The 22,864-nt window shown below is 50.0% G+C and carries 18 protein-coding genes; 4 read left to right on the top strand and 14 right to left on the bottom strand.

The genetic code is table 11. The features are described 5' to 3' along the window. Window positions 1–24: 24 nt before the first annotated feature. The 3 genes from DSCA_RS00715 to DSCA_RS00705 all read right to left on the bottom strand — a co-directional run bounded on the left by DSCA_RS00715 (window position 25) and on the right by DSCA_RS00705 (window position 6,030). Entirely contained in the window at window positions 25–2,010 is a 1,986-nt protein-coding gene (locus DSCA_RS00715) for a methyl-accepting chemotaxis protein (RefSeq protein WP_167527544.1), read from the bottom strand. Between the two features lie 263 nt (window positions 2,011–2,273). After that, window positions 2,274–3,671, bottom strand: coding sequence for a sigma-54-dependent transcriptional regulator (locus tag DSCA_RS00710; RefSeq protein WP_155314626.1), 1,398 nt, complete (start codon window positions 3,669–3,671; stop codon window positions 2,274–2,276). A 13-nt stretch (window positions 3,672–3,684) separates the two neighbouring features. Next, the gene (locus DSCA_RS00705; protein ID WP_167527543.1) at window positions 3,685–6,030 is read right to left on the bottom strand and encodes a PAS domain-containing hybrid sensor histidine kinase/response regulator; all 2,346 of its coding nucleotides are present in this window, start codon (window positions 6,028–6,030) and stop codon (window positions 3,685–3,687) included. 602 nt (window positions 6,031–6,632) lie between these two features. Here DSCA_RS00705 and DSCA_RS00700 point away from each other — a divergent pair. Further along, window positions 6,633–6,917: an integration host factor subunit alpha gene (locus DSCA_RS00700; RefSeq protein ID WP_155314624.1), complete on the top strand. Its 285-nt coding sequence runs from the start codon at window positions 6,633–6,635 to the stop codon at window positions 6,915–6,917. After that, window positions 6,918–7,244: a PilZ domain-containing protein gene (locus DSCA_RS00695; RefSeq protein WP_155314623.1), complete on the top strand. Its 327-nt coding sequence runs from the start codon at window positions 6,918–6,920 to the stop codon at window positions 7,242–7,244. It abuts the gene before it with no gap. Window positions 7,245–7,482: 238 nt separating this feature from the next. Here DSCA_RS00695 and DSCA_RS00690 read toward each other — a convergent pair whose 3' ends face one another. The 6 genes from DSCA_RS00690 to DSCA_RS00665 form a co-directional block, all read right to left on the bottom strand. Further along, window positions 7,483–8,904 (bottom strand): toll/interleukin-1 receptor domain-containing protein, encoded by a 1,422-nt coding sequence (locus DSCA_RS00690; protein WP_155314622.1) that lies wholly within the window; start codon window positions 8,902–8,904, stop codon window positions 7,483–7,485. Window positions 8,905–8,988: 84 nt separating this feature from the next. After that, window positions 8,989–9,813: a class I SAM-dependent methyltransferase gene (locus DSCA_RS00685; RefSeq protein WP_155314621.1), complete on the bottom strand. Its 825-nt coding sequence runs from the start codon at window positions 9,811–9,813 to the stop codon at window positions 8,989–8,991. A 342-nt stretch (window positions 9,814–10,155) separates the two neighbouring features. Beyond that, window positions 10,156–10,887 carry an SDR family oxidoreductase gene (locus DSCA_RS00680; protein WP_155314620.1) on the bottom strand — a complete coding sequence of 244 codons (732 nt, stop codon included), beginning with the start codon at window positions 10,885–10,887 and terminating at the stop codon, window positions 10,156–10,158. A 1-nt stretch (window position 10,888) separates the two neighbouring features. Further along, complete coding sequence (locus DSCA_RS00675; RefSeq protein ID WP_155314619.1) at window positions 10,889–12,187, bottom strand: FAD-binding oxidoreductase; 1,299 nt, start codon at window positions 12,185–12,187, stop codon at window positions 10,889–10,891. Between the two features lie 15 nt (window positions 12,188–12,202). After that, window positions 12,203–13,093 (bottom strand): UbiA prenyltransferase family protein, encoded by an 891-nt coding sequence (locus DSCA_RS00670; protein WP_155314618.1) that lies wholly within the window; start codon window positions 13,091–13,093, stop codon window positions 12,203–12,205. A 178-nt stretch (window positions 13,094–13,271) separates the two neighbouring features. Continuing rightward, window positions 13,272–15,029, bottom strand: coding sequence for an EAL domain-containing protein (locus tag DSCA_RS00665; protein WP_155314617.1), 1,758 nt, complete (start codon window positions 15,027–15,029; stop codon window positions 13,272–13,274). Between the two features lie 517 nt (window positions 15,030–15,546). On the opposite strand from DSCA_RS00665, the gene DSCA_RS00660 reads away from it, so the two are divergent. After that, a complete protein-coding gene (locus DSCA_RS00660; RefSeq protein ID WP_155314616.1) occupies window positions 15,547–16,374 on the top strand; it encodes a retropepsin-like aspartic protease family protein in 828 nt (275 codons plus the stop codon). Window positions 16,375–16,667: 293 nt separating this feature from the next. Next, window positions 16,668–17,354 (top strand): nitrite/sulfite reductase domain-containing protein, encoded by a 687-nt coding sequence (locus DSCA_RS00655; RefSeq protein WP_155314615.1) that lies wholly within the window; start codon window positions 16,668–16,670, stop codon window positions 17,352–17,354. A 326-nt stretch (window positions 17,355–17,680) separates the two neighbouring features. Here the strand turns inward: DSCA_RS00655 and DSCA_RS32815 are convergent, their stop codons facing one another. The 5 genes from DSCA_RS32815 to aat all read right to left on the bottom strand — a co-directional run bounded on the left by DSCA_RS32815 (window position 17,681) and on the right by aat (window position 22,699). Continuing rightward, window positions 17,681–17,815: a hypothetical protein gene (locus DSCA_RS32815; protein ID WP_269434630.1), complete on the bottom strand. Its 135-nt coding sequence runs from the start codon at window positions 17,813–17,815 to the stop codon at window positions 17,681–17,683. 724 nt (window positions 17,816–18,539) lie between these two features. Further along, a complete protein-coding gene (locus tag DSCA_RS00650; protein ID WP_155314614.1) occupies window positions 18,540–19,199 on the bottom strand; it encodes a PEP-CTERM sorting domain-containing protein in 660 nt (219 codons plus the stop codon). Window positions 19,200–20,050: 851 nt separating this feature from the next. Beyond that, window positions 20,051–20,227: a PEP-CTERM sorting domain-containing protein gene (locus DSCA_RS00645; RefSeq protein ID WP_155314613.1), complete on the bottom strand. Its 177-nt coding sequence runs from the start codon at window positions 20,225–20,227 to the stop codon at window positions 20,051–20,053. Window positions 20,228–20,665: 438 nt separating this feature from the next. Next, entirely contained in the window at window positions 20,666–21,355 is a 690-nt protein-coding gene (locus DSCA_RS00640) for a PEP-CTERM sorting domain-containing protein (protein WP_155314612.1), read from the bottom strand. A gap of 687 nt (window positions 21,356–22,042) precedes the next feature. Next, the gene (aat, locus tag DSCA_RS00635; RefSeq protein ID WP_155314611.1) at window positions 22,043–22,699 is read right to left on the bottom strand and encodes a leucyl/phenylalanyl-tRNA--protein transferase; all 657 of its coding nucleotides are present in this window, start codon (window positions 22,697–22,699) and stop codon (window positions 22,043–22,045) included. Window positions 22,700–22,864 lie beyond the last annotated feature (165 nt).

Below are 22,864 nucleotides of genomic sequence, written 5' to 3'. Positions count from 1 at the left end.
CATTTCGTGCGTTCAGAAGAACGGTCAGATTTTAAATTGATCCACCATCTGCTGGAGACTTTCGGAAAGTCTGGACAGTTCTCTTGCACTGGTGTTGACCTGGATGCTGCCATCGGCCATCTCACCGGCGGCCTGGTTCACTTCCAGCACATCGGTGGCGATGCCCGCAGATACCGTCGAACTCTCAGCGACATTCTCGTTGACGTCCTGAATCCCCTGGGCCGCCTGGCTGACATTGCTGGCGATCTCTTGGGTCGAGGTCGATTGTTCTTCAACAGCTGTGGCGATGGTGGCCACGATCTCGTTGATATCGTTTATCACGGTTTCGATCTGATTGATCTCAGCCACAGTGCCTTCGGTCGAGCCCTGAATGCCTTCGATTTTCAGGCGGATGTCCTGGGTGGCCTCGGCGGTCTGTTTGGCCAGTTCCTTGATTTCGTTTGCCACGACGGCAAACCCCTTTCCGGCTTCGCCAGCCCGGGCGGCTTCGATGGTGGCGTTGAGGGCCAAAAGGTTGGTCTGCTCTGAGATATCGTTGATGGTTTCGGTGACCTTGCCCACATCCACGGCCGCCTTGCCGAGTTCGGCGACGCGGGCCGAAACGTTTTTCGCCTGGGAGACGGCGTTACCGGTAATCATGCGCCCCTTTTCCGTATTACCGGCAATCTCGTTGATGGTAGCACTCATCTGCTCGGAAGCGGCGGCAACCATCTGGACGTTGGCGGAAGCCTGCTCCGAAGCGGCCGCCACACTGTTCATGTTGGCGCTCATCTGTTCCGAAGCGGCGGCCACCTGATTGGATTTGCCGGAGGTCTGTTCAGCGCTGGAGGCCATCTGCTGGGAGATGGCAGAAAGCTCAGTCGATGATGACGACAGGGTTTCCACGCCCCCCGAGACCTCCTTAAACATTTTTCTCAGGTTCAATGCCATGTTGTTCAATGCCCTGGCCAGCGTTCCGATTTCATCCCGCCGATTGATCGCAACGGTCTGCCTGAGGTCGCCTTTCGCCATGTTCTCGGCAAAAATGACAGCCCTGGACACTGGCACGGTGATGGCCCGGGTAATCAAAACGGTTATCACCGCTCCTGCGGCAAGGGCGATGAGCGAAACCACCAGCACGATGGTTACCAGCCGGCGGCTTGCCGCCTGAAGTCTCGGCCCCAGTTCATCCTGCTCTGCTTTGACGGAGAGTTTCACGTCCTCGACGGCCTTGGCGATCTCAGGGCCGATGCGGTCCAGAGTTCCTGTGATGATTTCGTTGCGCGCGACGATAAGCGCATTTAATTGTTTGAATGTGGCGCGATACCGCTCATCGGCCGCTTCAATCTTTTTCAGAAGCGCCCGCCGCTTTGGGTTCTCGATGAGCGTGTCCAGGGCCTTCATGTTTTCGTCGGCGCCTTCAAGCTCGGCCAGCGCCCGGTCCGCATCGGCCTTGGCATTGGTATCCAGGAACTTGACCCCGTAAAGGCGACCCAACAGCAATTTTCGCAGGGCCATGCCGGCCTGAAAGGCGACCTGCGCATCGCCGTCATGCTCAGCGGAAGTCATGACACGGGTCAGGTCTTTTTCGTTTTGTGGCCCGATGACGTTCAGAACATCATTAACCATCCGGTTGCGTTCTTGGTTGTAGCCGACAACTTTGTCGAATCCCTGTTCGTACTCTCCGACCACTTTGGATATAAAAGCTATTTTTTCAGCCCGTTCCGGATCCCGGATCTCCTTTTGGGCATCTTCCAGAAACGTGTTCATCTTTTCCAGGTAGTGATGGTACTGCTGAACATCCTCGTCGCTTCCGGTAATGATGAAGTCTTTGACGTTCATGCGAACCATAAGCATGTTGGCCTGCAGGCGCCCCGAAAGATTGGTGTCTCGCGCAAGACCGCGATAGGAGACAAAGCCTTGCAGCATGTGGTCGATGCCGCGCCATGACACCAGGGACGAAATAACGAGCAGCGACAGGACCAAAGCAAAACCGCCCCCGATTTTCATTCCGATGGTAAGTTTTTTCATTTTTTGAAACCCCATTTGAATGTGTGAATCACCGAACGTGAATAGTTATCCAATTGGAGATCAAATCATGTGCCAACAATTCCCCCGCCCTGCCAAGAAGCAATTTTTTGTATTGTTTCAAAAAAGTTATAAAATATTTTGGATGTGCCTGACAGCAATGACGAGAGGCAGTCGTCCAAGTCCCTGGACGCCGGTTGTCCCCATCTGTGGACGCGTCCCAATATCTGGACAGGACGATCTGCAGGAAAAAGTGACAAAAAAAATCAGGCAGGGCGTGCGATGCTGTATTTCTTTAGGCGGGCGTATAACCCTGAACGGGACAGGCCTGAAACGCGGCACGCCGCTTTGATGTCACCGTGGACACGGATCATCAAGGATTGAAGGTACCACTTCTCCGTTTCTTCAAGTGACGATTTCAAACTGGGAAGTTGGGATTCCTGTGTTTTCGTGCCTGCCCTGGAAACAGCCATGGCCGCATTTTTACGGATCGTCTGGCGCTTAAGGCAGATTCGCATGGCTGTCGGAAGGTGTATGGGAAACAAGACTTCATGCCCCTGCGCATTGGCAATGGCACAGTCGATTGCATTTATCAGTTCGCGGACATTACCGGGCCACACATAATCCTGAAGGGTTTGCATAAATTCCGGGGAAACCCCCTTCAGGACCGAACCGTAGCGTTTACATAAAACGTTTATGTAGTGCAGCGCCAGGACTTCGATGTCCGTCGGTCTCTCTTTGAGCGGCGGCAGGTGAATAGCGGACGCCTTGAGCCGGAAAAGGAGGTCTTTGCGAAACTGCCCGCCCTGCACCATGGTTTCAAGATCCCGGTTGGTGGCAGCGATTAACCTGAAGTCGCTTGTCAGCTCCCGGCTGCCGCCAACCGGCCGGAAGCGACGTTCCTGCAGCACCCGCAAAAAGGCTTTCTGGATCGGTGGAGGCAGTTCCCCGACTTCGTCCATGAAAAGAGTGCCGTTGTCCGCCTGCAAAATCAGACCATCACGGGTTCTATCCGCCCCGGTAAAGGCGCCTTGATGGTGCCCGAAAAGCATGCTTTCGACCAATTTTTCAGGAACGGTGGCACAATCGAGCACCACGAAAGGACCAGACGCCCGGCGACTGTTGTCATGCACGGCTCTGGCAAAAAGCTCCTTGCCGGTGCCGGTCTCGCCGGTAATCAACACAGGGGCAACGGTAATGGCACTCCGGGCGACCGATTCCAGGCACATTTCAAGTTTGGGATCACTGCCAATAATGCCGTCCTTTCTCAATAGCCGTGCCGGCCGGCAAACCATTTTTTCATGGCGGTATTCCAGCGCACGCGTTATCTGCAGGGTAATTTCCCGCATGGAAAGCGGTTTTTCAATGTAATCCCAGGCTCCGATCTCAAGGGCCAGTTCGGCACCTTCAGGGTCCCCTTCGCCGGTGATGATGATCACTTCAGGCCGATACTCGGTTGCCCTGAATTGGGGCAGTGCTTCGAGTCCGCTGCCGTCGGGCAGGCGAACGTCCAGCAGCAGCAGGTCAAACGTGGCCCCGAAAGCCGCCTCTAGTCCGTGGGACAATGTATGGGCGCTGACGGTTTCGTGCCCGAGCGTGTGCAGTTTCCGGCACACCATTTCGCACAGCATGTGATCATCATCGATGAGCAGTATCTTCGCCATGGGCTTGTTAATTTTATCCTTCGTCCAGGACCCGCCGGACGTTAACGGCAAGGTCACGGCGGACAACCGGTTTCATGATGAAATCCCGGATTCCTATTTTTCTGGCATGGACTTCGTCGACCACATGGCTGAATCCGGTGCACAGGATAACGGGGATATCCGGTCGAAGGGCCCAGATCTTTAACGCCAATTGATCTCCGGTGATCACGGGCATGGTCTGGTCGGTGATGACAAGATCAAAGTCGGCTGGATGCCCGGCAAACCGGTCGAGGGCGTCCAGGCTGCTCGACACGGCCGTCACCCGGTAGCCGAGCCGTTCCAATATCATTTTGGACACGTTGGCAATGGCTTTTTCATCGTCGACCACCAGGATGCGTTCGGTACCGGGCGGCAATGGTTCCTCGGGAGCGGCATCCGTTTCTTTGGCGTCGGCCAGAAGCGGCAAAAATATGCTGAAGGTGGTTCCTGCACCCGGTTGGCTGTCGACCCGAATCGCGCCGTCATGCTCCTTGACGATGCCATGGGCCACGGACAGGCCCAGCCCGGTGCCCTCCTCCTTGGCCTTGGTGGTGAAAAACGGATTGAAAATCTGTTCCCGAACGGTCGGCGACATCCCGGGGCCGCTGTCCGCAACGGTCAATTCCACATAGGCCCCGGGTTTCACGTCCATGGGTTTCGTTATGTCGGAAGGGCTGTATTCGACCCTTGACAGCCCCACCTCCAGAAGGCCGCCGCTATTTCGCATGGCATGCCCCGCGTTGGTGCACAGGTTCATCAGCACCTGGTGAATCTGGATCGGGTCCCCAAAAACCGTGCTGCCGCCCCCGAGCCCTCGTTGCCGGATTTCAATATTGGTCGGCAGGGAGGCCCGGATCAGCTTTAATACCTCCTGAACGATGGGGCCCAGGCTGATCGGTTTTTTCTCATACTGGGTCTGGCGGCTGAAGGCCAGGATCTGTTTAACCAGGTCTTTGGCACGCAAACCTGCTTTGAGGACATTCTCAAGGCTGTTCCTGGCCGGGGCGTCCAGCGGCATTTCATCGTCCAGTGCGATCTCGGTATACCCGATCACGGCGGAAAGAATATTGTTGAAATCATGGGCGATGCCACCGGCCAGCGTTCCGATGGCTTCCAGCTTCTGGGACTGCAGGATACAGTTTTCCATTATTTTTACATTGGTCACATCCCGGAAAACGGTCAGTTTGGAAACGGATCCATCGGCGTGGAAAATGGGCGAGTTCGACACACTGAACGTTCGGTTTTCCTTTAAAAGCTCAACCTCCCTGGTGATGCTTTCCCCTGCCATCACTTTTTGATGAATGCATGTCGGACATTTTTCATCAAGTCCGTGAATGACATTATGGCAAGATTCGCCGATGGCATGGCGGCCGGCCATCTTGATCATGGCAGGGTTCATGTATTCCACCCGGAAATCTGCAGAACAGATGTAGATCGGGTCATTCATCGACTCCATGATGACCCGATATTTGGCCTCGCTTTCCTTGAGTGCCTCCTCGGCCAGTTTTTGCCCGGTCACATCTTCCCGGATCAGGATGCCGCTGACGAACTGGCCGTCTTTGTAAATCGGTACGGCCTTTATGCTCTGGTATCCGGCGTGTCCACCCGTAAAAAATGGAAAATACACACAATCCAACACCACATGCCTGCCCTCGAAGACCTTGCCCAGTGCATCTGCGACCCCAGCGCCCACAATGCCCGGCAACTCGGTGATTTTCTGTCCGACAAAAAAGGACGCCGGGTGTTTGCCCCCCGCAAATTTCTCAAGATGCCATTTGTTGACAAAGGTGACCATGCCGCTGTGGTCAAATGTCATGATCGATATCGGGCATTCTTCGGCCAGGCGGCGGTATTTTTCTTCGCTCTCATGAATAGCCTGCTCCGCGGTCCGTTGCTCGGTGATGTCGTGCAGCACGCAATGGGTTTGCTGGAAGTTATCGTAGCGGTCCTTGACGACCCTGCCGTTAAAGGAAACCCAGATGGTGGAGCCATTTTTTTTGACCATTTCAAATTCAACGCCCAAAATCTCACCAACCGCTTTGAAACGCGGAAAATTATGTTTGAAATGGTCCGCCCAGTCCGGGTGCAGAAATTCGCTGAAGGATTTACCGATGACCTCCTCTTTTTTATACCCGAACGTATCGAGCCAGGCTTGATTGACTTCGATAAATTGTCCGTCACCGTCCAATGACTGATAGCCGACAGGTGCTCTTTCGTAAAGCAGCCGGAACCTGGCCTCACTCTCCCGTAAGGCTTCCACAGCGATCTTACGCTCTGATTCGGCGCGCTCCAGCTCACGGATTCTTTTTTCCAGTTGTTCATAGGAAGGTTTTTCAGGCATATTGAGCCCCTGTGTTTTCTGGGGAAAAATCGCATTTTCCTTTAAAAGCATCAGTGTCCGATAATAGATCCAGAAACCACATAATGGTTACGAATCCAGCCTTTCGTTCTCCCCGCCATTGTCAGGAAATTATGGGATATACAATGGACAACAGGACTGCCTGAAGGCCATGCGTTTGACGCCCTTGGCCCGGTCATCCCCCAGGCAAATGCAATCCGCTGCATCCTGCCAGTTTCCTATGGGGCATCTTCCGACACAGGGAACCGGCCGTTCGGATAAATCAAACGGCTGCCCCGGATCCGCGATCACCCATATTGTCAAGCGATACCAAGCCCTTGACAAGGAAAGAGATATTTGCGAACGTGTATCGGTTGCACCTGCCGCAGCCCCACCCGCTGAGCGAAAGAGGACATCAGGATGAAAGCGTCATTGATCTGCTTGGTTTGGCATGCATCGCTTATTGAACGTAAAAAACTACAGCGGAATGCCTGATTGGCTGTTTGAGAATGTCTCGGATCAGGCATACAGGCTTTTTTCAATCATCGGCATAATCGTTGGCGCGCTGCTCCTGACCGTGCCCCAAGTAATTCGGAGACCCACCCATGACCCTGACAAAACAAACCATCGTCGAACAGATGCAGGATCAACTCGGATTCCTCAAGAATCAATCCGTTGAAATCACGGAGACCCTGCTTGAACTGATCAAGGCATCCCTGGAATCCGGTGATGATGTCCTGGTCAGTGGATTTGGAAAATTCTGCGTCAAGGAAAAAGCGGAACGCAAAGGCCGGAATCCCGCCACCGGTGAGGAGGCGATCCTGCCGGCACGGCGGGTGGTGACCTTCAAGTGTTCCGGCAAGCTGCGCGACAAGGTGAACGGGAAATAAATGAAACCGCAGTCGAAACGACACAAACACTCGCGCCGCACGTCCTATATCATCGCGAAATACACCGTAAAAGAGGGAACGCACCGGGATATCATCAAGAACATCGGTGCCGGGGGCCTGTTCGTCAGGACATCGCGAAAAATCGCCGAAGGCCAGCCCATCATAATCGAATTCCCGCTGTTTCGATTTGACAATACCGTCAAGGTCTCCGGAAGGGTGGTCCGCAGCGATTCAAATGGATTTGCTGTCGCTTTTGACGAGCTTCTTGAGTCCTTGAAATCCAATACGGGGCAATTCCCGGAGATTGTTCATGAGATCAATCGATAGGCCCCAATCCACATAAGACAATGCGATTCAGCGCGGTGCCTCGAAATCACCGCGGGCGGCTGTCCGGAACAGGGTTGACCACGGATACCGGCGGGCTACCCGATCCCACTGCTTTTCTCATGAGTTGGAAATCAGGCCTGACAACCCCATCTTATTTTTCCACGATCAGCAGATCATGGCGGGGGTCCGGTGAAGCGACGGTGAAATCCGACTGAAACCGTTTAAGGCATCGCGGCGGTCATACCGCCCAGTCGCCTCTTACATAAACAACCCCCAGGTAGGTCAAATGCGGACCGTTGATGTCTCCAATCGTACTTTTACTTACGAGACAGGGAAGATAAGATGAATTCGGGTATAGGGGGTGCTTGTCGTTAAACTTCAAGGGTACCTTGGCAAAGGCGTTACTGCCTTCAAATATTATCCGTTGAGAAATTTCCGCCTGGTCGTCGACTATTTTCTGGATGTATGCGTCCCCGTCAACAATAAATTCCTCGATCAGCTTCAGCAGACTGTCGGCAGTCAGGGGATTATCGCCATCAGGATCAGGAAATTCCTGATAGTTGAAATTATATAAATCTGCAAAGGATGGATTGATGGCATAAGCAACCGGCGTGTCGACCAAATCATCTATTGAGTATCTGATAGGAGATGATTTCCCCTTCCATCTGACGCGGATAATACTGGTAGGCATTATGGTCTTCCATAATTCAAGAAGATATTTCGGGTCGCTGGCATAACTGAAATCCACCAGGTCACAGTTCTCTTCAACATCAGAGCAAGGGATAAAAATAACATATATTTTTAGCGGAATTATTGTTTTTCTATCCTCGGAAGGCATTTGCTCGACACGCGTAAGGACTGGAATATATTTTTTATGATCCCGTGAAATGAATGGTTTCATTACATAGCCAATCGCATCGCCCTTTTTTATATTTTCTATGGTTTCCCTAATTTGATCGATCCAGGCGGCCTGGTCTTCTTTCTTGAATTTTTCGTATAGATCCTGCCAGCGGGTAATTTTCCCGGATGATAAAAAAATTTCTTCCATGGTATAGGGATCACTGACAACCGTTACCGTATTGTCCTCTTCGTCATTGGTATCCTGATCAAAATTCCCAAGATCGAAGACCGCTCTTTTTGCATAGAATTTTTTCTCAATTTTTGACGGCTTAAACGCATTTAAAAAATCCTGAATCGCCAGCGCGTAATTATCGTTTGCAAAAACTTCCGGGTTTATTCGATCGCCATTGGTAAATGTGCCTTTGTAGAGAAGGTCTTCCAGAAATTGCTTTACATCCGCTTCTGTTGCCTCATAGGCTTGATACTTTTCAAGTGGCGACGGCAGGCTTGTTATGGATGAATTCCGGATGCAAATGATAGGACCCGGATTGGGGTCGCTGGGATGCCTGAACAAACCGATTTCGTAAAAACACCACATCCAGTCAAAACTTTCTTCCGTGTAAAGAAACAGCAGGATATCTGTTTTACCGATTTTTTCATCGATCCAATCACGCCATTCCCTGCCGCCCGGAATATCTGTACAGACGAACGGCTCCAACTTTTTATTGCCCAGCAGCCTCAATATCCCGCTGACGGCCAGGGCAAGATTACGATCTTCAAGTCGATGACTGATAAAGATTCCATATTTCTGAGCGTCCATGGCAGCCTCTTTCGTATCCGAGATACGTCTTTTGGACCAGGTTGAAAGTTATGTCGCAGATTGAGACAGACAACATATTATCCTTCACGAACCAAGGCGTTCCAGTCGAATAATTCGAAGCCCGGCTTGGGTGTAGGCCGAAAAATCTTTTTTCCAGTTTTCGAGTTCCTGTCTGGCCGCAGCATAATCAATGTTGAGGTCGCCAAGGCATTCAAATAATTTGATCCACAAGCTGTAGGCCCGATGAAAAAGTTTCAGATTATCGTTCACGGTTGATGGCATGATTATTTTCAGGTCGCTTTCCACTTTCCACCTATGTCTCTGTGCAAATTCTTTCAGCAGTCTTTCGACGATATCCCGGTCTTTATCGTTTTCGATCTGCTGTTGGGTATACGCCGAAATAATTTTACGGAATTCGGGCAAATCGGGTTCGAAAATACGTGCCGCGTCCCAGGAGTCGCTTATCAGAACGGTTGAGCCCGGTCTGGTTATTTCTTCAAGTTTTGCCAGTGCCTCTGTTACTTCTTTTAGCGTCAGGTGCTGCCAGAAAAGCCGCATGACAACAAAATCAAATCGGTTCTCGACGTCAAAATAGTTCTGCACCTTATAGGTTATGTTTGAAGTCCCTTGATCCCGGATGGCTTTTTCGATGAGTTCTTTGGATATATCGACGCCCGTGTAGGACTTCCCGGGAAAATGTTCTGAAACCATGTTTAAAAAACAGCCGTTTCCGGTGCCGACATCAAGTACGGTCTCTGCTGTTCTGATCCAGCTTGGGGACATATAATACGCTGAAATTTCCTGGGGAAAGCAGAAAGCCGCCTGCACAGATTGAATTTCATCCCAGATCTCGAACAGGTTTCTGTCTTGTGTTTCAAACTTCTTGTCTTTCACATTCTGTGATTTCATTGTTTTCCTTCAGCAGCCGGTGGTGGCGGATTTTCAGACGGTTTCCGACAGAACGGTTTCCAGCGAATGCAAGTGCCTGTGCGTCGCAAAGTCAGGCAACAGCTGAGATGAAAAATGCAAAAGACTGAGTAATCAGTTCTGGCAGAGTGAATTCCGCAGGCGTGACGAAACGTGAGTCAGCTTCAAGTTCAGGTGTTTGGAAAATGATTCTACTTTAGTAAATTCTTAAAAATCAAGAAAAAAGCGGCTCCCCGCCATCTTGTCATTTCAGACAATGCCACGCTGACGTCTTGAAACGAAGGAGAAATTCAGAAAATCGGGCAGGGGCTGTGGACTTCGATCTCAGAGGGACAGGCGCTTGAAGATAGACTCCGGTATCACCTTAATGACAGCCATGATCCAGCGCCAGAACCATCGGGTGTAGACGACCTCTTTTGAGTTGTTAAAGGCGTTGAAAATATCCGCCGCCGCCTGTTCGGGAGTGGCTGTCAGCAATCCCGGCAGTTTCATCTTCCGGGTCATCTTGGTGTCCATGAAACCGGGCAGAACGGTCATGACATGCACCCGGCGCTTGCTTAAACGGCTGCGCAGGCCGCTGAGATAAATGTTGAAAGCCCCCTTGGCGGCGCCGTATATATAATTGTTTTGGCGCCCGCGTTCGCCGGCCACGGATCCCATACCGACGATAACGCCCTGTCCACGTTTCTCAAAATCGGCGGCAACGATCTCCAGAATGGAGACGGCACCGATAAAGTTGGTCTGAATAATCTGTTGGGCCTCCTGAAAATCGGACTGCGCCCTGCCCTGGTCGCCAAGATAGCCAAAAGCCGCCACCACCCCGTCGGGCTTGGGATTGAGGCTGTCATAAAATTCCCGATGCGTGTCGGTGTCGGCGGCGTCAAAATAGACGGCCCGAACGGATTGGTTGTATCGGATCTCCAGATCTTTGGCTTTTTTATCCAGCAGTTCCAGATTTCGAGACGCCAGCACGATCCCTGCGCCGGCCCTCTCGGCAAATAACCGGGCCAGGGCATAGGCCACATCCGAGTTTCCGCCTAAAATCAAAAGATTCATACTATAGCCCCAACCGTATGGACTGCAACGAGTGCAGTTTCTCCGCCAGGCGGTACTTGCGTCGAATTTCTCTGAATGTTTTTAACTCAGGATATCCTCTCGAAAAAATTGACGCCTGCATGCGCGCATCCTTGGCCAGGTACAGGCGCCCGCCGTGGTCCACCACCATGCGATCCAATTCATCAAGCAAGGGAAAGACTTGGGGGCGGCGCTTAAAATCCAGGGCCAGGGTGTAGCCTTCCATGGGAAAGGAGAGAAAATTCTCATTTTCCGGCCCCAAGCGTTTGAGAACCGCCAGGAAGGAACCGATGCCGGATTGTGCCACCGTCTTCAGGATCGCGCTGAAGCCTTCAGCACTTGCGTTTTCAGGCAGTACAAACTGGTATTGGATGAAGCCTTGCCGGCCGTATATCCGGTGCCAGTCCGTGATACGGTCGAGAGGAAAGAAAAAGGAATCGATGGGTTTCAGCTGGCGATCCAACCGGCTCGAATGCGAATTGAAGTATAAGTGATTGAAAAGCGAAATCGAATACCTGTTCAAAACAAAACCGGGCCATTCGACGGGAATGGAAACGGGCCTGGGCAGGGCCGGCGCCAACCGGCCATCCTGGGCATGATCGCCGATCATCAGAACCGAACGCCCCAGATTTTCTCCTTTGGCCAGGCAGTCCAGCCAGGCCACCGAGTAGGTGCTGTGCCGATGCGCTTCAAATTGCTCGCAGGCCTCGATCAGGTTGCGGCAGCGCAGCACGCCTTCCCTGACAAAGGCGCTGTGAACCCGCTGCAGCTGAAGGGTGGCGTGCAGGATCAGTCCGGTGAGCCCCATGCCGCCGCAGGTCGCGTGAAACAGGTCCTGATTTTCACAGGGGCCGCAGGAACGGATGGTTCCATCGGGGAACATGAGTGTCAGGTTGATGACCGAACCGCTGAAACAACCGACCAGATGATGGTTTTTGCCATGTACATCCGAAGCGATGGCACCGCCCACGGTGATCAGCTTGGTGCCGGGGACCACCTGGAGAAGCCACCCCCTGGGCAGGAAAACATGAATGAGTTCGGCCAGGGTGATGCCGCTTTCGCAGGTGACCACCCCTTTTTCAGGGTCGAAATCCAGCAGTTTGTTGAATCGCCGGGTCATCAGCACCTGTTGATTCAAGGCGCTGTCACCGTAGCTTTTTCCCAGACCGTGGGCAATCCAAGGACCGGGCCGGGCCAGCAGCCGGGAAGCCTGGTCCGCCGTCTCAAAGGTAGGCACCTTTGCCTCGACCACCGGGTATCTGCCCCAACCGTGAAGTTTCATTTCAATCGGTCTCTTTCAAAACCATTCGCCCTTCCAGTAAAGTAAAAAAAACAGGTTTGCCAGCCACAGCCCGATCACGGCCTGAAGCGATCTGTCCTTGATCAGCACCCGGGTGGGGGAGCCGCTCTTTCCTCCCACAAAGGAAATCTGCAGGTAACGCAGTAACCCCAGCAGCACCCAGATACCGGAAATATAGAGTTTTCCCGTGCCGTGTCTGGCAACCACTTCCGGTGAAATCGTGTACAGCAGATAAGCCACGATGACCACCGAAGCCATAATCCCCATGGCCAGGGAAATAAATTCCAGATTGTAGCCGTCAATGGCCCTTCGCACCGGGTTTCCCTGACTGGCCAGCAACAGATCATCCCTGCGTTTGGCCAGAGCCAGGAAAAGGGCCAGCAAAAAGGTCATCGTCACGATCCACGGGCTGATGTAGATCCGGGCGGCCATGCCGCCGGCGAGAATACGCAGCACGAAACCGATGGCGATACAGAAGATGTCAACGATGGGAAGATGTTTGAGCCGCTGGGAGTAGGCAATATTGAGCAGTACGTAGGCGATGAGAATATACACACAGGCCACCGGCAGCAGAAGCATGGCAAGGACCATGCCCCCGGCAAACAACACCAGGGCGGCCAGGGCGGCTTCGTTCTTCTTCAAATCGCCGCTGGCCAGGGGCCGTTTCTTTTTAACCGGGTGGCTCCGGTCATCGTCCATGTCTTTCAGATCGTTGATTGCATAGGAAGCGCTGGCAATCAGGCAAAAGGCGGCAAAGGAGATGGACGTCAGAAAGAGCGCATGACTGCTGGTTAGCTCGTTGCCGAAAAAAATGGGCAGCCAGATGAAACCATTCTTCAGGTATTGGTGGGGCCGGCATAGTCGGAAATAGGCATTCAGTTTGCTCATTTCTAAGTTTTTACCTGCTTTCAGGTTTCGATCAACTGTGGTTTGCGCCGGAACGACGTCTGCTCCCGGACGAGTCAACGCGCCCCGACTCAGGGGGGAGACGATCGGACAGCTGTTTTTCTGAAAGGCAGAGGGTGCCTCAATCCCATATGCGGCAGATAAGACCCCGGGCCGGACGTCAGTTCTTTAAACAGAGCAGATCCTCAAACTTGTCGACCGGCAGTGGGGGGCTGAAGAAAAAACCCTGGGCAAGATGGCATCTCCGTTCTTTCAGAAACGTCAGGCTCTCTATGGTTTCCACACCTTCTGCTACAGCCTTGATCTGAAGTTTATGACACATATCGATCATAGAGGAGATAATGGCACCATCGCGCCCCTTCAAATCCGCGTTCCGGATAAAAACCTGGTCGATCTTCAACGTATCGACATGAAACAGTTTCAGATGGACCAGTGAAGAGTATCCGGTGCCGAAGTCGTCCAAAGCGATCTTGATCCCCATCTCTTTGAGTTCCTTCATTATCAGCACGGCCCTGTCGGTGTTGTGCAGCATTGCCGTTTCCGTTATCTCAAGTTCCAGGCAGGCGGGATCGAACCCGCTGTTCTCGACAGCGGATTTTATCTTGTCCACCAGGTGGGGATCAAAAAATTGGCGGACCGATAGATTCACACACAGGTTCAGGTTGTTAATCCCCTGATCCTGCCAGATTCTGCCCTGATGACAGGCGGATTGAAGGACCCAGTCCCCAATCTCGATAATCAGCCCCGTTTCTTCTGCCAATGGAATGAAATCTTTGGGAGATATCAGCCCCATGTCCTTGTCATCCCATCGAATTAAGGCCTCCACCCCTGTCATTTGAGAATTCTCTATATTGTACTGCGGCTGGTAGTACAGCTGCAGTTCACTGTTTTTAACGGCGTACCGTAATTTCGTCTCTACGAATGTACGCGCTTTGGCTTTTTGATTCATTTCCCGCGAATAATACTGATACGTATTCTTGCCCCTTTCCTTGGCCTTATACATTGCGGTGTCGGCATTTTTGAGCACCGTTTCAACGTCATTGCCATCATCCGGATAAAAGGCGATTCCAATACTGGTCGATATGAACACCTCCCGGTCGGATATCTCGAAGGGCGCTTCGAATAGGGTCAGGATTCTTTCAGCAATCCCGGTCGTGATCCGTTTGTCAGAAATATCAGGAATGATGAAGGTAAATTCATCCCCACCGATGCGGGCAAGGTAGTCAGAATTGTTCTTTTCATCCAGGTTTATGGTTCCGCCGGGCCTTGCGATCGTGTCGGTTTCCCGCAAATATTTTTTCAGCCGGTCGCCCACACCGGCAAGAAGTTTATCTCCGGCGGAATGACCGAACGTATCGTTGGTCTTTTTGAATTCATCCAGGTCGAAAAAAAAGACGGCGACCGAAGTGCCTTTCCTTTTGGCGATGGTTATTTCGTGATACAGGCGGTCCAGGAATAAAGGACGGCTGGGAAGATGGGTCAAAGAATCATAATAGGCCAGGGCCTCTATTTTTTCCTGGCTTTTCTTCAATTCGGTGATGTTGTGGGAAATGACGACGGCATGGGATGCTATTGAACCGGAAGTAAAGCATGGCGTATAGACGGTTTCAATATAGTTGATCTCATTCCTGTTAAACTCGTATGCCGCGATATGGGACACTGTTTTGCCGCTGAAACACTCGTCCAGTTTTTGTTTTATGATTTCCTGGAATATTTTCTTTCCCCAGACATCGGCCACGGTATGATTCAGGATCTCCTCTTTTTTTAACTGGCGGGCCCTCGTGTAAGCATCGGTAACGATGCAATATTTATAGTCCCGATCTATAAGGGTGATGGAATCGAGAGAAGCATTGACCATCATCTTGTACAGCGACAGTTCGTGTTCCAGTTTTTTATGGACGAGATCATTCGGATTCATTTTAAAAGCCTGATAGCCCTTCTGCGAGTATATTGGATGCCATACTGATTGCCTAAGTACCAGCTACCAGTTGATATATCAAGGCGTTATCAGTATATTCCCCGCAGTCGCACCACTTAGTTGCGGACATTCCCGTGAATTCATCCGCCCCCCTGCCAACCTGCACCCCACAACGTCCAAAAATCGCAGAAAAACCGTAAAGCTCTGTTCCACTGGACCGGTCTGCATGTATCCCGCTAAAGGCGGAAACAACCGCCATGGACAGGTTCCTGATTCAGATCGGCGACGCCCACCACCACCGATATCGTCATCGCCCCTGACCGGGTTGCATGGCGGGTATTTTTACGGATGTAACCGAAACGGATACAGGTGCGACTCTTCTATAATGGATATCCATATCGCCATGAACGGCCGGCGCCGCAACACGATGATGACGGTTGGGTTTCCCGATGGAAGGGGATTCTCAGGAACCCATTGAATTCCGCATGAGAAAAACGTTTGAGAGGATAAAGCAGAGATGATGCAATGGGGCCCCTTCATACAAAGGCTGAATCCAGTCATTGCGATAATTTTGAGCATAATCCTTGGCGGGCCCGGTCATGCCTTTCAGATTGAGATAAAGAACCATAAGCTATCTATTGAAGCCGACCAGGTTCCACTACAGGATCTTTTAAAGCAAATTGCCGCCGATCATGACATCATCGTGCGCATGGCCCCATCGATCAACCCGCCTGTTAGCGCATCCTTCGACAACAGGAACCTGGAAGAAGGCCTGAAAACCATTCTCAAGCCGCACAACTTCGCATTGGTCTGGAAGTCCAATCCGAAATTCGCGGGCAACCCGTCAGAGCCCCCCTATCTTTTAACGCAAATCCAGGTGTATCGGCCTGGTCAAAAAAGTAAAATGATCGACATCAACGCTTCTTTTGGCAGCCCCCCGGCTGAAACCGGGGACGTGCTGGAAACCAGGGTTGCGATAAAAAACAACAAGGTATTCGTTCCGGTGATTCTGGCATACGATGGCAGGGAGGTACAGACCACCCTTCTTCTGGACACGGGGGCAAGCAGTATCGTATTGCACCAGAACGTGGCCGACCAGTTGGAAATAGATGATTTCAAAGAATCTCAAGGCGAGGGGGTGGGTGGCGTAAAGATTCCTACGAGAACGACCCGACTCAGTTATGTAACCGTTGGAAGCAATACGAAGGAGAACCTGAGGGCCGACATCATCGACTATCATGGTTCTGCCGACGGGAATTACAACGGTTTGCTGGGAATGAATTTTCTTGGCGGATTGAAATATACGATTGATTTTGAACGCCAAACCATCCGATGGAACCCGTAAAGCCGTGATTGAGAGGGTCCCGATAAAGGGCGGCACTGTCACTTATCGGCCAAACGGGTTCCTGGTCGCATGAAACAGCCTGCCTGCAGTGAGCACCGCCTTGATGCACAGGATTGTGTAACTTTTCCCGACGGGTTCCCGTCACCGGTTTTGCCTGATTGACACCAAAAGATCGTTTTGACATATTCGCGTATGGAAAAGATCAAGGCGGGACCCTGAACATATCATAATGCGTCATTGTGTTCCGCTCACCTTCTCACATATTTCAGGCATCGCCCAAAAAGGAGGCGTTCATGCTCAAGGATGGCCAGAAAGGCGCTATATTACAGAGAGATAAAAAAACCTACGGTATTGCCCCCCACCTGCCATGCGGTCTCGTCACGCCGGAGATACTGGAAAAATTTGCAGAGGTCGCCCGCCAATACAATATTCCGACACTGAAGATCACCAGCGCCGCCCGCATTGCCCTTTTAGGCATCGAGGAAGAAGACATCGATGCCATCTGGGACGCGCTGGGATTTGACAAAGGCCATGCCGTCGGTCTCTGCGTTCGCAGCGTCAAGGTATGTCCGGGCATCGAGCACTGCCGCCTGGCCAAACAGGACAGCATCAGGATGGGTAAAAAAATCGATGAACGTTACCATGGCATGACCCTGCCCAGCAAAATGAAGATGGCCGTGAGCGGCTGCAAGATCCAATGCGGCGAAAACTGCATCAAGGATCTCTCCCTGTACGGAACCAAGCAGGGCTGGAACCTTCAGGTCGGCGGAATGGGAGGCATCAAACCGCGGTTGGCCGAACTCCTGTTCGAAGATCTCAGTTGGGATGACGCCCTCGACATGGTGGCCAGGACCATCTCTTACTACAAAACCCACTCACGCCGCTATCGAATCGGATTCATGCTTGATGACATAGGGATAGATGCGTTCAAAGAAGGTGTCTTATCCGCTTCGGTAGAGAAACAGCCCACCGGCAGCTAAATCCAAAAGAGAACCTCCCTTTTATGAACAACAGAGGGCTTGCAGCGTTCTTTCTCTGCAAGTCCTCAATTTTTCAGATAAAGGGGCCCGGAAAATTGATTGAATAACAATTTAACAACAACCCTCCAAAAAGTCAGAGCCCCGTTAGAGGCTCTGCCATGTACCGCGTGTCAGCGGATTTAACTTCTAATACCCAATTATCGAAGCTCTGCCGTTAATTATGCCCTCAGATCTTGCAATTGGCACCGGCGATGCAGCGATTGATGAAGTATGCAAGTGTGATTATCGTCAGCGTCGTTCCTATCATAGGCCACCGTCCTTTTTTGTTATCCAGCTACATCAATTCCCATGTCACAGCCCAGGTTCGGATCTTTATCCTCACACTCAAAATTGGCTTCACGGGTGTCAACGTGTCCTTCATTCCTGTCGTCACTGTAATCCTGCACTTTATTTTCGGCCATGGTACCACCTCATTGTTTTGATTGTATGTTGGTTGTTGAATGCCTTCTTGATTGGTTTAAGATACGGCATCAAGAGAATCAGGCAATGTGAGCCGGCTGTCTGTTGGGTGGCAGGTAAAAACTACCATAGCACCATGGCCAGTGGATCTCAGTGGTCCAGTATTTGACAGCACCCTTTTTCTTGGATAATTCCAAGAAGTACCACCTTGACATCATTTCATCGCGTATTGTGGACTTATTCATTCCTGCTGTAGGGTCAAGGGGCTAATGGACATAAATATCAAAACTGGAAAAGGCACAATGACAGGATACACTGTTTGGACGTTTCCTAATGGCGACAAAATGATATCAAAGTGGGAGGGCAAACCAGTAGGGAAAGGTATGAGTGAAGGAACATAGACAATCATTAAAGGCCGGGATGAGCGATTAGGTGAATGGGACACGGATAAGGGCAGATGATGTTTTTCAAGGGATACAAGTCTCTCGCTAAAATTTCGGACCCGCAAAGAAACAATTCAAAATTCAACACTCATCATTCTGAATTGCCCTTCCCACTCTGCGTCTCTGGTTCTCGATCGAAGCAGGCGAGAAACTTTGAATTCAAAATTCAACATTGATTTATGTCCGGCCCACCACAAACAACCTACTATGATAAAAAAACTGCCCGGCCGTTACCGGTTCGGGCAGTCGTTTTTACGATCGATTTGCCGTTACCGCAAGGATCTTATTTTTTCTTGAAGATCTTTTTCCGGGAGGTGACGGCAAGGCCGACCAAGCCAGAGCCCAGAAGCAGCATGGTAGCTGGTTCGGGGACTGGGGCGGCTGCATGCCCCGAAAGGTAAGAATAGTCTAGACCGATGTCTCCGGTTCCCAGAGCATTATAGACATCAATTTTGACCGCCAATCTTCCATTATCGTTTAACAACCCAATATCCAACACGAGGTCTGCAATAGCTTCTCCGTTATCGACTTCACCCAATTGAGTCCAGGCGCCTCCATCAAGCTTAAATCGAACATTCTCGTTGTTGTTCCAATCACCCAAGAGCCATCCACTACCGTCTCCACCATAGCGAAAACTAAACTCAGCTATGTCAGCGCCCACAAAACCAACAGAGAGATTGGCATCTGTAACCAAATGGCCTGCATCAAAATCAACCTGAGAATTAATATTGTGGACATATCTGTAGGGAGTGCCCACACTTGTAATGCCTGTGACGCTATCAAATATGACATTACTTATATCAAGATCCTCATCTAAATATACAAAATCTGCTCCATACCAGTCATCAATGTTGTCTTCAAAGCTGTAGCTCACAGCACCAGCAATTCCAGAAAAACTAATCGCTATTAAAATTGAGACTAAAACCATTAAAATCTTTTTCATTATTCACCTCAATTACCGTTAGTGGAATATTAATTTGAGATCACAATTCACACCCGTATCCCCTCTCTCCTCCTTTCTGATTGAAACAATCATTTTTTTTGGCCGCTGAAATCCATGAATTTTCTGAAAAATTCAACGAGCAGATTAAAATTGTAAGCGGGGCCGACTCCCGATTATTCAAACAACATACCAAGGGAGCGAAATTATTTTGAATGATGAATTTTTAATTTTAAATTAAAGGCTTGTGGTGTTATCGGTATGGGGATGGCGTTGAATTTTATATTTTTTGGGCGTGTTTTTTATGTAATAAAGGTTATAGCTATTGAGAAATTGTTGCAAGGGTTACCTACAAAGAGAAATGAGGAGTTCTGAATTGATGTATTGATAAATATTATATCAGATGTGGTATTCATTTTTACGGGTGGGCAACCTGCGATAAGAATGATTTCTGAGAAATTTTTAATGGTATCGCCTGAATTACCTTCCGCCATCGTTTATCTGGAAAATGGACTATTCACGGCATGCGCCATCTATAATCATCCAAAGCATTTAAAACGCGCTCGTAAAGGTTGATGCCCTTGTAGAAAGTCTCCATACATGTCATTCCCGCGCAAGGCCGGAATCTATAAATACCTGAAGACACTGGATCCCCGCCTTCGCGGGGACGACAAAAAAATAATAATTTCGATCTCTTGCGAATCCATCAAGGTCTATTCCACATGCCTGATGAGTTCACCTGGAAACTATTCCATTGTCCTTAACCAAGCCGCAAATGAAGTGTCCCTGCGAAAAGCAAGTCAGCAAGGCAGTTGATTCCAAGATCGGGAAGCAGACACAGGGATACAGTCCCCTTACCTGAAGACATTGCCCCTTGAAACAGCTGCAATTCCGATAAGACCGGTGCCCAACAATAGCAGTGATGCCGGCTCATGAATGAGATCCGCCACTGCCCAGGGGAAGGCAGCGGAAAAACCTGAAGAAACAAGCAAGACGGAGAAAGATATTAAGATAAGTAAGATGTTTTTCATGGAACACCTCAGTCGGCTGGTTAGACCTAAGCTGAGGGTTTCAATTTTTTATCAAAGAAACCCCAAAATAATGAAATAGGTTAATGGAAATTGTGTCCTTATTACAAATTCATAAGATATGCCAACAAGAAAAATTAAAAAATTTTAATGTCTTTATCATAATAACAGACAGTTAATAAAAAAAGTGAAAATAGGCTATTTTAATTTGACGGCTTAATTATGTAATAAATATCATCTTTCGTGGGTAATTGTGTATTTTTTTTCATACCCTCCACGCTCTTGGAGTGGCGGTGTTAAAATACCCTAAGTGTTTTTCTGCCAGCGGCCATGTGGAAATGATGGCTTTGAATCCTTGAGAACAAGACTGCCCGGCCGTTTCCGGTCCGGGCAGTTCTGTTTTTACGATTGCGCTGCGACCACTCTATAACAAGAATCTTCTTATTCCTTGAAGATCTTCTTCCGGGATGTGGCGGCCATTCCAACCAGACCAACGCCGAGCAACAACATAGTGGCAGGTTCTGGAACAGGGGCCGGAATCTCAAAATTTTGCGTTACACCAATTATTTCTCCTTGATCGTCCAATAGATTTGAAATCAAAACATTGGGGGAAGCACCATCTTGGCCGATAAAAATTCCCATTCCAAGGTTATCCTCCGAAGTTCCAGGCGTAAGATCCCACAGAGAATTACCCAGGTTGAAACCAATAACATTAACGCCGGCGTCTCCGGATATAGTAAAATCGAAGCCATCCCAATGATTTCCTGCATACCCTTCAAACGTGATAAGGTCACCAAAATAGGGGATGTAAGATGTTACCATATTGTCTATATGTCCTGAATCAAAGAGCACTTCAGTAGTGGTCTCAAGGTTCAAGCCCCCCCCTATTTCAATTGATCCGAACCAATCTACCCAGTCATAATCAGTACCATTGTTATTTCCAGTCCAGCGAACCGACCAACTCGTTCTTGCATCGTCGTTTGACCAAATGTAGTAACCCGTCTCAGTCGGTAGTGGAGGATTACCCTCCAAGCCAAAGTCAGCATAGGTCGCACCTAAATACATTGGAGTTGCATAGGCACTGCCGACGACAAATAACAGGGAAATAAGAACTAAAAAGAACTTTTTCATAACACCCTCAAATGTTGGAATCTAAGCGAGTAAAACAATAAAAAAAGTATCAGACAAAATGCGCGATTATCCTCCTTTCTGGCTGGAACCATTTAATAATTATGCGCCTTGGAAAAATATACATTTTAAGCGATAGCCGACTTAAGCATGAAAACCCCAAAACTCGCTTTCCTCATTACAAACAATATGCCAAGAGATAAACAACATTCGTAAATATGTTTATTTACAATATAATCAAAGCTTTATATATCTTCTATTCATTAATGTGGAGATAATTTCTCGAAACCTCACCATGGTTTATATAAAAAAGGTTATATTCGGTAAGCGATTGTGAAAAGGAATACATAGCACGCAGAGTCGATGAACTGAGGAGATAAAACTGATTAATTTTCCATGGACACACAAAGGAAACAATTAGCCTGAAACTGAAGCCATCGCTTGATCGGCTGGATCTATGGAAAGTAAGCGTCTAACCAACCGTCCCGCTACCGGAGGCATCAACAGTGGACTGGTTAACATGGTTCGGAAAAAGATTCAGAAAGTCAGCTTCGATCAGGGCGTGGGGCAGGCTGGTAAACAGATAGCGTAGATCCCCATAGACACAGCCGATCCCGACACCACTCAGGCCATGGGATTTGATAAAAAAGAGATACTCTTCAAGGGTTACCGTCTGGACAGAGCTTTGAACTATGAGCGATCAACCGCCTTTTCCACCTGTTCCAGAAACAATTTCCGCGGTATCTCACGGGCGCCAAAGCGTATCAGATGATCCGTTTTCACCTGGCAGTCAATCAACTTGAAATTCAATTTTCTGAGATTCTCAACGAGAGAAACAAAAGCCACCTTGGAAGCGTTGCTGACCCGGCTGAACATGGACTCCCCGAAAAAAGCGTGACCGATGGCAATGCCGTATAGCCCGCCGACGAGGCTGTCGCCCTGCCAGGCCTCCACCGAATGGGCATAGCCCTGCCGGTGGAGTTCGCAATAGGCGTCCTTCATCTCTTCGGTAATCCAGGTGCCTTCTCCATATGAGCGTTTCACTTCGGCACATTCCCGGATCACCGAGTCGAAGGCTTCGTCGAAGGTAATGTGAAAACGTTTTCTCCTGATGACCCTGCGCAGGGATTTCGAGACGTAAAGCTCATCAGGGTAAAGGACCAGTCGCGGGTCGGGTGACCACCAGAGAATGGGGTCGCCCGGGCTGTACCAGGGGAAAATGCCGTTGCGATAGGCAAGGATAAGCCGCTCGGGGCTCAGGTCGCCGCCGACGGCCAACAGCCCTTCTTTGATGGCCAGGTGAGGCGGGGGAAAGGAGAGCCGCTTGGAGAGGGTGAAGACGGGCATGGGGTTAGGCTGAAGGCCTTAGGCTTTTAGGCCGAAGGGGCTTTGTGGACCTGGGGTTGGCGGGATCAAACCGGGTGCCAATTTCTAATTTTGAATTTTCAATTTTTAATTGAGCAGTGGAAGCAAAACCCAATTTTACAAAACTGCACATCTTCATTTTTATTG

Origin of the sequence: Desulfosarcina alkanivorans, from assembly GCF_009688945.1 — a bacterium.
GTDB lineage: Bacteria > Desulfobacterota > Desulfobacteria > Desulfobacterales > Desulfosarcinaceae > Desulfosarcina > Desulfosarcina alkanivorans.
The sequence above is the reverse complement of the archived record's forward strand: the minus strand, read 5'-3'. Positions and strand labels throughout refer to the sequence as shown.

Excerpts from the sequence above, each read along its gene's own strand:
- DSCA_RS00715 (WP_167527544.1), bottom strand. The coding sequence starts at position 2,010 with ATGAAAAAACTTACCATCGGAATGAAAATCGGGGGCGGTTTTGCTTTG.
- DSCA_RS00710 (WP_155314626.1), bottom strand. The coding sequence starts at position 3,671 with ATGGCGAAGATACTGCTCATCGATGATGATCACATGCTGTGCGAAATG.
- DSCA_RS00705 (WP_167527543.1), bottom strand. The coding sequence starts at position 6,030 with ATGCCTGAAAAACCTTCCTATGAACAACTGGAAAAAAGAATCCGTGAG.
- DSCA_RS00700 (WP_155314624.1), top strand. The coding sequence starts at position 6,633 with ATGACCCTGACAAAACAAACCATCGTCGAACAGATGCAGGATCAACTC.
- DSCA_RS00695 (WP_155314623.1), top strand. The coding sequence starts at position 6,918 with ATGAAACCGCAGTCGAAACGACACAAACACTCGCGCCGCACGTCCTAT.
- DSCA_RS00690 (WP_155314622.1), bottom strand. The coding sequence starts at position 8,904 with ATGGACGCTCAGAAATATGGAATCTTTATCAGTCATCGACTTGAAGAT.
- DSCA_RS00685 (WP_155314621.1), bottom strand. The coding sequence starts at position 9,813 with ATGAAATCACAGAATGTGAAAGACAAGAAGTTTGAAACACAAGACAGA.
- DSCA_RS00680 (WP_155314620.1), bottom strand. The coding sequence starts at position 10,887 with ATGAATCTTTTGATTTTAGGCGGAAACTCGGATGTGGCCTATGCCCTG.
- DSCA_RS00675 (WP_155314619.1), bottom strand. The coding sequence starts at position 12,187 with ATGAAACTTCACGGTTGGGGCAGATACCCGGTGGTCGAGGCAAAGGTG.
- DSCA_RS00670 (WP_155314618.1), bottom strand. The coding sequence starts at position 13,093 with ATGAGCAAACTGAATGCCTATTTCCGACTATGCCGGCCCCACCAATAC.
- DSCA_RS00665 (WP_155314617.1), bottom strand. The coding sequence starts at position 15,029 with ATGAATCCGAATGATCTCGTCCATAAAAAACTGGAACACGAACTGTCG.
- DSCA_RS00660 (WP_155314616.1), top strand. The coding sequence starts at position 15,547 with ATGATGCAATGGGGCCCCTTCATACAAAGGCTGAATCCAGTCATTGCG.
- DSCA_RS00655 (WP_155314615.1), top strand. The coding sequence starts at position 16,668 with ATGCTCAAGGATGGCCAGAAAGGCGCTATATTACAGAGAGATAAAAAA.
- DSCA_RS32815 (WP_269434630.1), bottom strand. The coding sequence starts at position 17,815 with ATGGCCGAAAATAAAGTGCAGGATTACAGTGACGACAGGAATGAAGGA.
- DSCA_RS00650 (WP_155314614.1), bottom strand. The coding sequence starts at position 19,199 with ATGAAAAAGATTTTAATGGTTTTAGTCTCAATTTTAATAGCGATTAGT.
- DSCA_RS00645 (WP_155314613.1), bottom strand. The coding sequence starts at position 20,227 with ATGAAAAACATCTTACTTATCTTAATATCTTTCTCCGTCTTGCTTGTT.
- DSCA_RS00640 (WP_155314612.1), bottom strand. The coding sequence starts at position 21,355 with ATGAAAAAGTTCTTTTTAGTTCTTATTTCCCTGTTATTTGTCGTCGGC.
- aat (WP_155314611.1), bottom strand. The coding sequence starts at position 22,699 with ATGCCCGTCTTCACCCTCTCCAAGCGGCTCTCCTTTCCCCCGCCTCAC.